This window comes from Clostridioides sp. LIBA-6622, from assembly GCF_056716095.1.
Genome location: NZ_CP196998.1, coordinates 2738066 through 2751689, shown reverse-complemented (window position 1 = coordinate 2751689; position 13624 = coordinate 2738066). Strand labels below are relative to the sequence as shown.

General features: G+C 30.4%; 12 protein-coding genes. 11 read left to right on the top strand and 1 reads right to left on the bottom strand.

Annotated features, from left to right (window positions below; all coding sequences use genetic code 11):
- Positions 1-51 precede the first annotated feature (51 nt).
- Both glyQ and glyS read left to right on the top strand, forming a co-directional pair.
- Positions 52-930 carry a glycine--tRNA ligase subunit alpha gene (glyQ, locus tag ACTG47_RS12980; RefSeq protein ID WP_021385338.1) on the top strand — a complete coding sequence of 293 codons (879 nt, stop codon included), beginning with the start codon at positions 52-54 and terminating at the stop codon, positions 928-930.
- Positions 930-2996: a glycine--tRNA ligase subunit beta gene (gene glyS / locus ACTG47_RS12975; protein ID WP_479924861.1), complete on the top strand. Its 2067-nt coding sequence runs from the start codon at positions 930-932 to the stop codon at positions 2994-2996. The genes glyQ and glyS overlap by 1 nt, the downstream gene beginning before the upstream one ends.
- Positions 2997-3068: 72 nt before the next feature.
- Here the strand turns inward: glyS and ACTG47_RS12970 are convergent, their stop codons facing one another.
- Positions 3069-4616 carry a nitrite/sulfite reductase gene (locus ACTG47_RS12970; protein ID WP_479924860.1) on the bottom strand — a complete coding sequence of 516 codons (1548 nt, stop codon included), beginning with the start codon at positions 4614-4616 and terminating at the stop codon, positions 3069-3071.
- 282 nt (positions 4617-4898) lie between these two features.
- On the opposite strand from ACTG47_RS12970, the gene ACTG47_RS12965 reads away from it, so the two are divergent.
- The 9 genes from ACTG47_RS12965 (at position 4899) to ACTG47_RS12925 (ending at position 13180) form a co-directional block, all read left to right on the top strand.
- Positions 4899-5666, top strand: coding sequence for an IclR family transcriptional regulator (locus ACTG47_RS12965; protein ID WP_169467960.1), 768 nt, complete (start codon positions 4899-4901; stop codon positions 5664-5666).
- 285 nt (positions 5667-5951) lie between these two features.
- On the top strand, positions 5952-6149 hold the full coding sequence (locus tag ACTG47_RS12960) for a 4Fe-4S binding protein (RefSeq protein WP_003416663.1): 198 nt from the start codon (positions 5952-5954) through the stop codon (positions 6147-6149).
- 29 nt (positions 6150-6178) lie between these two features.
- Positions 6179-7255, top strand: coding sequence for a 3-methyl-2-oxobutanoate dehydrogenase subunit VorB (gene vorB, locus ACTG47_RS12955; RefSeq protein WP_054271041.1), 1077 nt, complete (start codon positions 6179-6181; stop codon positions 7253-7255).
- A gap of 2 nt (positions 7256-7257) precedes the next feature.
- Positions 7258-7977: a thiamine pyrophosphate-dependent enzyme gene (locus ACTG47_RS12950; RefSeq protein ID WP_479924859.1), complete on the top strand. Its 720-nt coding sequence runs from the start codon at positions 7258-7260 to the stop codon at positions 7975-7977.
- 12 nt (positions 7978-7989) lie between these two features.
- Positions 7990-8529, top strand: a complete 540-nt coding sequence (locus ACTG47_RS12945; RefSeq protein WP_169467966.1) for a 2-oxoacid:acceptor oxidoreductase family protein — start codon at positions 7990-7992, stop codon at positions 8527-8529.
- Between the two features lie 157 nt (positions 8530-8686).
- Positions 8687-9745, top strand: a complete 1059-nt coding sequence (gene buk, locus ACTG47_RS12940) for a butyrate kinase (protein WP_479924858.1) — start codon at positions 8687-8689, stop codon at positions 9743-9745.
- Between the two features lie 17 nt (positions 9746-9762).
- Positions 9763-10656 (top strand): bifunctional enoyl-CoA hydratase/phosphate acetyltransferase, encoded by an 894-nt coding sequence (locus ACTG47_RS12935; RefSeq protein ID WP_479924857.1) that lies wholly within the window; start codon positions 9763-9765, stop codon positions 10654-10656.
- Between the two features lie 29 nt (positions 10657-10685).
- Complete coding sequence (locus ACTG47_RS12930; RefSeq protein WP_479924856.1) at positions 10686-11894, top strand: aminotransferase-like domain-containing protein; 1209 nt, start codon at positions 10686-10688, stop codon at positions 11892-11894.
- A gap of 23 nt (positions 11895-11917) precedes the next feature.
- Complete coding sequence (locus ACTG47_RS12925; protein WP_169467975.1) at positions 11918-13180, top strand: MFS transporter; 1263 nt, start codon at positions 11918-11920, stop codon at positions 13178-13180.
- The last annotated feature ends 444 nt before the right edge of the window (positions 13181-13624 follow it).

The following is a 13624-nucleotide window of genomic DNA, read 5'->3' as shown; positions in this document are numbered from 1 at the left end:
AAATAGCCTTTCGTGTAGACGAGAGGCTTTATTGTTATAGGAGGGATTTTTATGAATTTTCAAGAGATGATACTAGCGTTGCAAAAATACTGGTCAAAGCAAGGTTGTATCATGATGCAACCTTATGATATTGAAAAAGGTGCAGGAACTATGAATCCAAATACTTTTTTAAGATCATTAGGACCTGAGCCTTGGCAAGTATGTTATGTAGAGCCTTCAAGAAGACCAGCAGATGGAAGATATGGTGAAAACCCAAACAGACTATATCAACATCATCAGTTCCAAGTTATATTAAAGCCATCTCCAGATAATATACAAGAGTTGTATTTGGAAAGTCTAAAAGAAATTGGGATTGACCCAAGTGAGCATGATATAAGATTTGTTGAAGACAACTGGGAAGCTGCTACAGTTGGTGCTTGGGGACTTGGATGGGAAGTTTGGCTAGATGGTATGGAAATAACTCAATTTACGTATTTCCAACAAGTAGGTAATATTGAATGTGAGCTTGAGACAGGAGAAATTACATATGGATTAGAAAGATTAGCTATGTACATTCAAGAAGTTGATAGTGTTTATGATTTAAAATGGAATGATAAAATAACTTATGGTGAAGTATTTAATAAAGCTGAGTATGAAAACTCAATGTATGCGTTTGAATTATGTGATGCAGATATGTTGTTTAATCTGTTTGATATATATGAAAAAGAAGCATTAAGACTTATGGAAAAAGGACTTGTAATACCTTCATATGATTATGTATTAAAATGTTCTCATGCATTTAATACATTGGATGCAAGAGGCGCAATAGGTGTTAGTCAAAGAGCGTCATTTATAGGTAGAGTTAGAAATATGGCAAAGACTGTTGCAGAAACTTTTGTAAAACAAAGAGAAGAAATGGGATTCCCTCTTTTAAAGGACGGTGACAAATAATGAAAAATTATCTTTTATTTGAAATCGGTGTTGAAGAAATGCCATCTAGATTTGTGGGCAGTACACTAGAACAATTAAAAAACAATCTTAACAAATTATTTGATGAAAATAGAATATCTTTTGACAAAATAAGTGCATATGGTACACCAAGAAGACTGACTTTAGTAGTTGAAGGATTGAGTGATAAACAAAGTGATTTAGAAGAAGAAATAAAAGGTCCTGCTAAGAAAATTGCTGTTGATGCGGAAAATAATTTAACAAAGCCAGCTTTAGGATTTATAAAAAGCAAAGGATTGAGTGAATCTGATATATACTTTAAACAAGTTGGTAAAGATGAATATATCTTTGCTACTATAAAACAAGCTGGAAAAGAGACTTCAGAAGTATTAAAAGATATATTACCAGAGACTATAAAATCTGTAGTATTCCCAAAAGCTATGCGTTGGGGAGGTAAAAATCTTAAATTTGCAAGACCTATAAGATGGATAGTTACATTGTTAAATGACAAGGTATTAGAGTTTGATTTAGAAGGAATAATATCTTCTAATATAACAAAAGGCCATAGATTCTTAGGAGAAAGTACAATAGAAGTCAATTCTATAGAAGATTATCTTGAGAAATTAGAAAAAAATTATATAGTTTTGGACCAAAATAAGAGAAAAGAAATTATAAGAAAACAATGTATAGAAGTTGCAGATTCTTTAGGTGGAGAAGTTGAATTTGATGAAGATTTATTAGAAGAAGTAACTTACTTAGTTGAGTATCCAACTGCTTTTTATGGAGAGTTTGATACAGATTATATAAAGTTACCAAAAGAAGTTGTTATAACTCCTATGAAACAACATCAAAGATATTTCCCAGTGCTTAAAGAAGGAAAACTGTTACCTAACTTTATAGCTGTTAGAAATGGTGATTCTTACAGAATAGATAATGTTAAAGCTGGAAACGAAAAGGTTTTAGAAGCAAGATTAGCAGATGCTTTATTTTTCTATAGAGAAGATACTAAGAGAAACTTAGAAAGTTATATAGAAAAATTAAAAACTGTTGTATTCCAAGTAAAACTAGGAACTATTTATGATAAAACTTTAAGACTTGAAAAATTAAGTGCTGATATACTTGATAGCTTAGGTTTAGTAGACGAAAAGACAGATGCTATGAGAGCTGCTAAGTTATGTAAAGCAGATTTAGTCACTGGAATGGTAGGAGAATTTGACGAATTACAAGGTTTTATGGGAAAAGAATATGCAAAAGTTGGAGGAGAAAATGATATTGTAAGTGAAGCCATTTTTGAACATTATCTTCCAAGATTTGCAGGAGATATACTTCCTAAAACTAATTCAGGGGTTGCCTTATCAATAGCTGATAAATTGGATTCAATAGCAGGTTTCTTTGCTATAGGAATACAACCAACAGGTTCTCAAGACCCATATGCTTTAAGAAGACAAGCTTTAGGTATACTTAGTATACTAATGGATAGAAAAGTTGCTGTAGATATAAAAGTGCTTATTGAACATGCTTTAGATAATTATTCTGAATTAGACTTTAATAAAGAAGAAGTTGTTGAACAAATAATGAATTTCTTCAATGAGAGAGTAAAAAATCTGTTTAAAGATTTAGGAATAAGATATGATGTTGTTGATGCTGTATTAAGTTCTGATATAAATGATGTTTCTGATATGCATATGAGAGCATTAGAGCTTAATAATTGGATAGAAAAGGATGAGTTAGTGGAGATGCTTACTGCATTTAATAGAGTGTCTACTTTAGCTCAAAAAGCAGAATGTGATAAAGTTGACGAATCATTATTGAAAGAAGATGCAGAAATAAAACTTTACAATGAGTTTAAACAAGTAAAGGTAAAAGTTAAGGAATTATTGAAAGATAAGAAATATGGTGTTGCCTTGGATGAGTTTGCATCTTTAAGACCAGTAGTTGATAACTTATTTGATTCAGTTATGGTCATGGATAATGATGAAGCTATCAAGAATAATAGACTTGGTTTACTTAAACAAATATATGATACTATGTTAGAGATTTGTGATTTATCTAAAATAGTTTATAAATAAGAAAATTTAAATTACTTATAAAAAATGAGATAGCTTATAACTATCTCATTTTTTATAAGCAAATATAATAAATTATATCTTATACTTATCAGTTATTTTGTTTAAAATATCACTATCAGAATTTATCCATTCATAAAAATCTCCTGAAGAAACTTCAGATATTTTATAAAGCATTTCAGGAATATCACTAGCTTTAAAATCACCTATAGATTTTCCTAATTTAGTCTTGCCTATTTCAAAACTGCCTCCAACAAACAATTCAAATGTATCTGTAGATACTCCATCAACACTCTTCTTTTTACCACATAAACCGATACTACCAACTTGATGAACACCACAGGAATTTAAGCATCCTGATATATATAATTTTGGTGCTTTATTTAAAACTTCTTCATTATTTTGCAATCTAAAGTAATCTATGATTTCATGTAACATTTTCTGACTGTTTTGTATACCCATTTGACATATTGGGACTCCTATACAAGATATGCTTTGTTCTAATTGAGAATTACAACTAATAGTCTCACTTATCTCCAATATTCTTTTTGCTTCATTTCCATTTAAATTTAAGATGTATAATCCCTCTGTCATTCCTAGTCTAATCATAGGGGACTCAATATTATCTAATTCTTGAAGTAAAATACTTAAATCCTTTGTCGACAAGATACCTCCAACAGGATGTATATATACAGTGTATAAACCATCTTGTTTTTGATGTATCAATCTAGAATCCTGAACATCTATTTTAACACCAGATTTTGAGTAATCTATTTCTTCAACATTGAGTTCAAAGTTACCTTTTTCTTTCTCTAATTTATAATATTCTTTAAATTTTTCTAAAAATAGTTCCTCACCAAGTGTTTCGACCATATATCTAACCCTAGCTTTATTTTTATTTTCATAATTACCATAAGCCATAAAAAACTTAATCATACCTTTAACACAGTATAGTGCATCTTTAGGTTTTATAAGTTCATCAAGTTCTAAAGCTACCTTAGGTTGTTTACCTAAACCTCCACCTAAGAAGACTTTAAAATAAGGGTTGCCATTCTTTAAAGTAGCTACAAATCCTAAATCCTGTATGCTACAGTGAGCAGTATCTGTATAGCAACTAGAATAAGAAACTTTTAATTTTCTAGGTAAATTATATGTAGTAGCATTTTTGATAAAATACTTATCAGTAGCAACTGCATATGGAGTAACATCAAAGGCTTCATCAGGGTCAACTCCAGATAATGGAGATAATCCGACATTTCTAGGATAATTACCACCACCACCTCTAGTAAATATGTCATTTTTTATTCCCTCTTCCATAACATCAACAATAGAATCTATAGATAAATCATGTAATTGTATAGCTTGTCTAGTTGTTAAATGTATCTTATTCAAATCATGTTTAATAGCCATTTCATAGATTTTATTAAGTTGACATTTAGATAAAACTCCAGCAGATACTCTAAGTCTTATCATAAAAGACTTTTTGTCCCTTTGAGCATAAACTCCATATCCACCAGAGAAGCCTTTATATTGTATTTTATTTATCTCCTCATTTAAGAACTTTGAAGAATATTCTTTAAAGTTAGGTAGTTCATTTAACAATTTTTTCTTAAAATTATCCATTATTTCACCTCATTATTAGTCTTGTATAAAACTGATTCTATTGTATAATAGAGATATATATTATTATTATCTAGATAGGATAAAAATATAACAGAACAATATTGTTGAAATAAAAAATAAATAAGATATAGTAAGTATTTTGTTTTTATTTTATAAAATAAGTATAATATTTTTGTTTTATAAAATATAATTAAGATAAATAGATAATTTTGTAATTTTAATATATAATGTTTAGTAGAGTGTTGAAATAGCACTTAATATTCGCAGGAGGAGTATTTGTATATGGGAGAAATAATAAATGCATTAGATAGAGCCCTAGACATAATTTTGCTATTATATCATGAAAAGAGAGAAATGGGAATAACTGAAATAAGTAAGGCTATGGGAGTATATAAAAGTACTGTACATAGAACTTTAGTCACTCTTGAAAACAAAGGTTTTGTTATACAAAACGCAGAGAATGGTAAGTATTGGCTAGGAATAAATTTATATGCAATAGGTATGGTTGTAGGAGAAAAAATGTCATTGACTGAAATAGTAAAACCATATACGAAAAAATTAAATCAAGAATTTAACGAAGTAGTTAATGTATCTATATTAGAAGAAAGAGCTCAAGATTCTCCAAGAAGTATCATAATACATAAAGAATATGGTTCAAATCAATTACTCTCAGTAAATCCATCAGTTGGCTCCAGTAGCGAATGTTATTGTTCAGCAGTTGGGAAATGTCTCATGGCATTTAATGATTCTATAGACTTTGAAAAATATAGAAAGACACCAATACACAAGTATACAGAACATACAATTGATAATTGGGATGATATGATGCTCTTTTTAGCAAAAATAAAAGAACAGGGGTATGCCATAGATGATGAAGAATTAGAACATGGATTAACTTGTATTGGAGCACCTATTTTAGATAAAGATAATAAAGCTATCGCAGCAATAAGTTTATCAGGTCCTACTATAAGAATGAGAGAAGGAGACTTTGAGTATAAAATTAAAAGAGTTATGGAAACTGCAAAAAGTATATCTGAGCTTTTTAGATAATTTTTTAATCGAAACAATAAAAAGAGGTTATATTTAAATTGTTATTTGTGAATATCAGTTTAAATAGAACCTCTTTTTATTTAATCAAAAATTAAATATTCTTAAAATTTAAAATGTTGTTGAAATATATAAGCGAATGTGTTATCTTTTAATTAAGCGATAGAAATAGAACAACGTTCTAAACTACAGAACAAAGCTAAGGCATATATAATGTCTATATAAAATATAAATATTATATATTTAAAATTAAGTAAAAAAATATTACATAAAGGGGAGATTTAAGAAATGGAAAAAGTCAAGTTGAGTGTTGAAAGATGTAAGGGGTGTTATCTTTGTATTGAAGCTTGTAAAAAAGATGCAATAAGTCTTTCTGATTACACAAATAAAAAAGGCTTTGTAACTATCAAAGTTGATGAAGAAAAATGCATTCAATGTGGCGCTTGTTATACAATGTGTCCTGATTTAGTATTTGAGATATTATAAACCATATTTTATTGGAGGGGAGAAAACGTATGCAGAGTTTATTAATTAAGGGAAATGAAGCTTTAGCAGAAGGTGCTATACGTGGTGGCTGTAGATTTTATGCAGGTTATCCAATAACACCACAATCAGAAATATTAGAAATGATGGCATGGAGACAAAAAGAAGTAGGAGGAGTATTTATTCAAGGTGAATCAGAAATAGCCAGTGTAAATATGGTTATGGGAGCAAGTGCACTTGGAGCAAGAGCTATGACTTCTTCATCTGGGCCAGGATTTTCATTAAAACAAGAAGGTATCGCATACTGGGTATCAGCTGGTTTACCAGCAGTTGTAGCATGTGTACAAAGATATGGTATAGGTGATGGATTTATAGGAGCAGGTCAAGATAACTATTGGCAAGCTGTAAAAGGTGGAGGAAATGGAGATTATCATTTAATTGTGTTGGCACCTAACAGTGTTCAAGAAAATATGGATATGGCATATGAGTCTTTTGAATTGGCTGAGAAATATATGCATCCAGTGCTTATACTTTCTGATGCTACAATAGGTCAAATGGTAGAGCCTTGTATAGCTCCACCAATGAAAGAGTATGATAAGGATAAAGCTCCATGGGCAGCAAAAGGAACACCTGTAGGAGAAAAAAATAAAGTTATAACTGATATAACATATTTTGAAGACCAAGATACATGGCAAAAAGGATATATAGAAAAAATGAGAAAAGTCCAAGAAAATGAACAAAGATGGGAAGAAATAGAGATAGAAGATGCTGATGTAGTATTTGTTGCATATGGAATTTCATCAAGAATAGCAGAAGGTGCAGTTAGAGATGCTAGAGCAAAAGGAATAAAATTAGGATTAATAAGACCAAAAACATTGTGGCCTTATCCAAGAAAAGCATTTAAAAAATTGAATGATTCATTGAAAGGTCTTGTAACCGTTGAAATGAACATGATGGCACAAATGAAGGAAGATGTAATTATAGCATGTGATAATAGATTCCCAGTATATTCAGTGGCAACAGCTCAATACATGGCAGAAGTAAATCAATTAATAGATTTTGCTCAACAGATTATAGATGGAAAAGCTAAGCAAGAGGAGGTATTTTAATTATGGCTAAGAAAGCACCAGCAATAATGATGTGTGAAAATATGTTCTGTGGAGGCTGTGGACACTCTATAGTCGATAGAATTATTGGAGAAGTATTAACAGAAATGGATATATGTCAAGATACAATTATATGTTCAGATATAGGATGTAATCATATGTTTCAATTTAGTATGAATGTAGATGTTGTCGTTCCTCCTCATGGTAAAATGGGCGCAGCGATGGCAGCTATGAAAAGAGTTAGACCAGATAAATATATATTTACAATAGCTGGAGATGGTGGAGCTTATGCAATAGGACTTGGGGAAACTATGTCAGCAGCTACTAGAAATGACAATGTTATATTCCTTGTTATGAACAATAATATGTTTGCAATGACAGGGGGTCAAATGGCTCCAACTACTATAGAAGGTCAATATACAGCTTCTACTCCAGGTGGTAGAAATTATGCAGAACATGGTTCAACATTTGATGTTGTAAAAGTTATGGGAAATTTAGATATAGCATATCTAGCAAGAGGAACAATAACTAACCCTAAAGAAATAAATACAACAAAAAGATACATCAAAAAGGCATTAGAAAAACAAAAAGAAAATAAAGGTTTTTGTTTAATAGAAGTACTTGTACCATGTCCAACAAACTGGGGGTTAAAACCAGTAGATGCTATGAAGAGAATCGAAAATGAACTTGTTCCAAAGTATCCACTTGGAGAATTTATTGATTAGGGAGGAAATGATATGTTAAATGAAATCATATGTGCTGGTTTTGGAGGACAGGGAGTTCTTACAGCAGGAAAAATTATAATGTATGTTGCATATAAAGCGGATAAGAAAATTACATGGTTCCCATCTTACGGAAATGAGATGAGAGGAGGAAGTGCAAATTGTAATGTTGTTGTAAGTGATGAAAAAATTGCAAATCCTTGTGTAAAAAATCCAGATATATTATTAGGAATGAATAGTGTATCAGTAGATAAGTATGAAAGTTTAATGAAAGCAAATGGTTATATGTTTGTCAATGAATCACTAGTAGGTAAGGATAGAAAATATAGAGAAGACATTAATGTTATAAAAGTACCTGTTACTGAAATCGCACAAAATTTAGGTAATGAAAAAGCTGCTAATATTTGTATGTTAGGTGTAATGGTGAAGAATTTAGATTTATTTACAAAGGAAGAGTTTGAAAGTGGTATGTGTGAATACTTTGAAAATCAAGGTAAAGGTAAGTTTAATGCCAAAAATATAGAAGCATTTGAAGCTGGGTATGATTATAAGTGAATATTTTAAATATTTAAAATAATTATTGAAATACTTATTTTTATATGTTAGTATTTAATTAATAAAATATAGAACGTCGTTCTGGATAGTAGGACGTGGAAATTTAGGTTGAAATATCAGAACGATGTTCTATATAGTGAAACTGGGGGGTGTTAAATTGAAAATTCTAGTAATAAATCCTGGTGGGACATCTACAAAGATTTCTGTTTTCCAAGATGAAAATGAAGTTTTGAAAAAAAATATAACTCATACAAGAGAGGATTTAAAAAAATTTTCTAAAGTATTTGATGAATATGACTATAGAAAACAACTAATAGTGGATATTTTAAGTAGTGAGAATCATATTATAAATTCTTTTGACGCAGTAGTTGGCCGTGGTGGACTTATGAAAGCTATAAAAGGTGGCACTTATACTGTGAGTGAAGAAATGATTGAGGACATGAGAAATGAAATAAATGGAGAACATGCATCGAATCTAGGTGCATTGTTGGCTAAGACTATAGCCGATGAAATAGGAGTACAATCATTTGTAGTAGACCCAGTTTCTGTAGATGAATTTGATGATGTATCAAGGATTACAGGAATTTCAGACATAGAAAAAGCTAGTTGGTTACATGCATTAAATCATAAGGCTGTTTCAAGAAAGATTGCACAAAAACTAGGTGGAAAATATGAGGATTATAACTTTATTGTAGCTCATCTAGGTTCAGGAATATCAATTGTAGCACATAAACAAGGAAAAATGATTGATGGAAGTGGTGGAAGGTCTGATGGTCCATTTTCTCCAGAAAGAAGTGGTGGATTACTTGCATATCCTCTTGTAGAATTGTGTTACTCTGGAAAATATACTCATGACGAAATGGTTGCAAAAGTAAGTTCAATTGGAGGAATGTACGATTATTTAGGCACTAAAGATATGATAGAAATTGAGAATAGAATTAAGGATGGTGATAAAAAAGCAAAACTTATAATGGATGCATTTATTTATCAAGTAGCAAAAGAAATCTCTATGTATGGGGCTTCACTTTCAGGGGATGTAGATAGAATTATTTTAACTGGGGGGATATCACATTCGGAAATGGTAATTAAAGGAGTCATAGAGAAAGTTTCGTATTTGGCACCAGTAGAGACAGTTCCAGGAGAAATGGAAATGGAAGCACTTGCTCTTGGAGCACTTAGAGTACTTAAAGGAGAAGAAATAGCAAAAACTTATTAATATTTAGGAGAAAGAGTATGTTAAAAGATTTTAATAATTTATTAGAAGAGGCTAAAAAGCTTGAACCTGTTATTGTAAGTGTTGCTGTTGCAGAAGATAAAGAAGTATTAAAAGCTGTGAAATCAGCAACAGATTTAAATATTATAAAGCCAATTCTTGTAGGAGACAAGGATAAAATAGAAAATATATCGAAAGAAATTGGATTAAAAGGTCACGAAATAATAGGATGTCAAAATCCTGAAGAGTCAGTCAAAAAAGCTGTAGAGATAGTTAAGAATAAAGAAGCTAAAGTTCTTATGAAGGGATTAGTTAATACAAGTGTCTATATGAGAGCTATATTAAATAAAGAGACTGGTCTTAGAACAGGGAGATTATTGAGTTTACTTGCAGTATATGAATTACCTCAATATCACAAACTTATTTATTGCACTGATAGTGGTATAAATGTATCACCAAATTTAAATCAAAAAAAAGATATAATGATAAATGCACTTCTTACTATGAAGAGTATAGGCATGGAAAATCCTAAAACTGCTATACTTACTGCAAATGAAATGGTAGACCATAAAATACAATCTACAGTAGATGCAAACCTGCTTGTAGAGATGGAGAAATCAGGAGAAATACCAAAGTGTATAGCAGAAGGTCCAATAGCATTTGATGTGGCATTTGATGCACATGCAGCAGAACATAAAGGTATTAAAAGTAATATAGCTGGAGATGTCGATTTACTAGTATTTCCAAATATAGAAGCAGGGAATATATTAGGAAAATCATGGCTTAGATTTAATCAAGCTAAGTGGGCAGGTATAGTTTTAGGAGCAACAAATCCAATAATTTTAGGTTCACGTTCTGATACAGCAGAAATTAAAATAAATTCAATAGCATTAGCGTGCTTAGCATCAAAATAAGAAATTATTATTAAGGAGGAGAAAGTATTATGAAATATGCAAAAAGAATGGATATGGTAAAAGCTTCAGCTATAAGAGCTTCTCAAAAGAAAATAGCTCAGAAAGTGGCAAGTGGAGGTACTGTTATATCTTTTGCTGCAGGACTTCCTGACCCAAACTTATTTCCAATAGAAGAGATAAGTGAAGTAACTCAAAAAGTACTTAGCGAAAGAGGAAAATTTGCTTTAGCATATGGACCTACTAAAGGTGAAGATGAGTTATTGGAGTTATTAGTAAAAAGAATGAAGGAAGAAGAAAATATTGATACAAAAGCAGAAAATATCATAATAACTACTGGTTCACAACAAGGTATATCTCTTAGTGCTATGATTTTATTAGAAAAAGGAGATATAGTAGTTACAGAAAATCCAAGTTACTTAGGTGCAATAAATGCATTTAGACCTTATGAATGTGATTTTTTAGGCGTAGATACTGATGATGAAGGAATGGTAACAGATGATTTGGATAAAATATTATCTGAAAATTCTAACATAAAGGTAATCTATGTAATACCAACATTTCAAAACCCTACAGGAAAAACATGGTCTTTACAAAGAAGAAAAGATTTTATGGAAGTTGTGAATAAATATGATGTCATAGTAATAGAAGACAATCCTTATGGGGAAATAAGATTTACACCAGAGCCTCTACCTACACTTAAATCTCTTGATACTAAAGATAAAGTATTATATCTAGGTTCATTTTCAAAAGTATTATGCCCAGGATTTAGAGTTGCTTGGATGTGTGGGAATGTAGACATCATAGATAAAGCAGAACTTTTGAAACAAGGTATAGATTTACAGTCAAATCAATTTTCTCAAGTACAAGTAATAGAATTTTTAAAGAAATATAATTTAAATGAGCATATAGAAAAAATAAGAGCTGAGTACAAAAAAAGATGTTTATTGATGTTAGATGCTATGAAAAAACATTTTCCAGAGGAAGCTAAGTATACAAAGCCAGATGGAGGAATGTTTATATGGGTTGAACTTCCTGAAAGTATAAATGTAGATGATTTACTAGACAAGGCTATTGATGCTGGAGTTGCTTATGTTTCTGGAGAATCATTCTTTGCAAATAATGGACCAAAAAATACTATGAGACTTAACTATACAACAATGTCAGAAGAGCAAATCGTTAATGGAATTCAAATACTTGCAGAAGTTATAAAAAAAGAACTCAATTATGCTTGTGAATAAATATAAAAAGTGAGGGCTTAAATATGGGAGAAAAAGGGAACGGTATAAAGTTTGGAAAGTTAATGTTTCAACTTGTTATTATAGCGATATCTTGGGAATTAGTTTATATTATACCATTTATCCAATATACATTATATGATCCAATCTTAAAAGCATTAGAGTGTACAAATACTCAACTAGGTTTTCTACTTACAATTTATGGATTAGGTAATATATTTGGAGCTCCTATAGGGGGTTGGTTAGCAGATAGATTTGATTATAGAAAGATAATTTTAGGTTCTGTATTTCTTAATGGATTAGTATCATTTGCATTTGCATTTAACATGAACTATCCGTTTGCAGTTGCAACTTGGGTAGGTTGTGCAATCACATCATTAGTTATGAACTATCCTTCAATGGTAAAGATACTTAGAGTTATAGGAAAAGATAATCAAGGTAAAGTTTATGGATTCAATGAAGCGATGGTTGGAGTTTCTGGAGTAGTAATGGGAGCAATATTCTTATATATTTATACATGTTTTTCAACTCCTGTATTGGGTATGAGATGGGTAATGATATCTCTAGGAGTATTATCAATAGTAATGTGCCCAGTATTATGGTTTGTAATTAGAGATGTAGATATCAGAGAAGACAAAGAAGAAGAAGCAAGTGAAAAAATGTCTGCTGGTGATTTTATGACAGTACTAAAATCACCAAATACTTGGCTAGTAGGAATAAGCATATTCTGTGTATATTCATTCACAGTTACAATGTCTTATTTTACACCATATATAACATCAGTGCTTGGAGGTTCTGTGGCATTGTCTGGGGCATTAGCAATAATAAGACAACATGGTCTAAAATTGTTTGGAGCACCATTTGGAGGATATTGTGCAGATAAAGTAAAATCACCTACAAAAGTACTCCTACCAATATATGTATTTGGTATAGCAGTGATAGTTTTATTCCTAGTATTACCTGCATCAACTCCAATGACTATATTTATAGCTCTAACATTTGTAGTAGGTATATTAGGTTACATGGGAAAAGGTATATATTATGCAGTTCAAGATGAAGTAAAAGTTCCAGTTAAATACTCAGCAACTACTATAGGTATAGCTGCAGCTTTAGGATTCTCACCAGATGTATTCCAATTTGCATTAATAGGACATTGGATAGATACTTATGGTAATAAAGGTTACACATATACATTTATATTCCAGATAGCAATTTTAATAATTGGTATACTATCTTGTTTGTATATATTAAAAGTTAAGAAGAAAAGAGAAAGTAAGTTAGAAGCATAAATATTGTAAAAATATCAAATTATTAAGTTTTATAGCAATACTTAAAATTTAAAGTGAAACACATCAAAATGTTATCAAGTTTTCTAGGTTTTAGTATAAAGTTACCCCTAAAGGTCTGGAATTGAGTAGCAATTATCATCTATTTATATATTTACATAAACCTATTTAATTTAAATTTTAAAAAATTTTCAAGAATAGGTGGTAATTGTACTCAATTTTACACCTCATAATAAATACGAAAATTTAAAATCTAACTATATACGATTTAATTATATACTAATAATTGTATATAGAACTATTTATATAGTAACAGTTTCAGGCTTTTCATTACATGTATTCCAATTTATATTGTTTGATTGTTTGTCAAATACATATCGTTAAAAAGTTTATAAATTTACGTTTATATATCGATTAATATTCTTTGTTTTAGAGATAGATACTTAA

Bases quoted from the DNA above. Each gene is read 5' to 3' on its own strand.
- glyQ (WP_021385338.1), top strand. From the start codon at position 52: ATGAATTTTCAAGAGATGATACTAGCGTTGCAAAAATACTGGTCAAAG.
- glyS (WP_479924861.1), top strand. From the start codon at position 930: ATGAAAAATTATCTTTTATTTGAAATCGGTGTTGAAGAAATGCCATCT.
- ACTG47_RS12970 (WP_479924860.1), bottom strand. From the start codon at position 4,616: ATGGATAATTTTAAGAAAAAATTGTTAAATGAACTACCTAACTTTAAA.
- ACTG47_RS12965 (WP_169467960.1), top strand. From the start codon at position 4,899: ATGGGAGAAATAATAAATGCATTAGATAGAGCCCTAGACATAATTTTG.
- ACTG47_RS12960 (WP_003416663.1), top strand. From the start codon at position 5,952: ATGGAAAAAGTCAAGTTGAGTGTTGAAAGATGTAAGGGGTGTTATCTT.
- vorB (WP_054271041.1), top strand. From the start codon at position 6,179: ATGCAGAGTTTATTAATTAAGGGAAATGAAGCTTTAGCAGAAGGTGCT.
- ACTG47_RS12950 (WP_479924859.1), top strand. From the start codon at position 7,258: ATGGCTAAGAAAGCACCAGCAATAATGATGTGTGAAAATATGTTCTGT.
- ACTG47_RS12945 (WP_169467966.1), top strand. From the start codon at position 7,990: ATGTTAAATGAAATCATATGTGCTGGTTTTGGAGGACAGGGAGTTCTT.
- ACTG47_RS12935 (WP_479924857.1), top strand. From the start codon at position 9,763: ATGTTAAAAGATTTTAATAATTTATTAGAAGAGGCTAAAAAGCTTGAA.
- ACTG47_RS12930 (WP_479924856.1), top strand. From the start codon at position 10,686: ATGAAATATGCAAAAAGAATGGATATGGTAAAAGCTTCAGCTATAAGA.
- ACTG47_RS12925 (WP_169467975.1), top strand. From the start codon at position 11,918: ATGGGAGAAAAAGGGAACGGTATAAAGTTTGGAAAGTTAATGTTTCAA.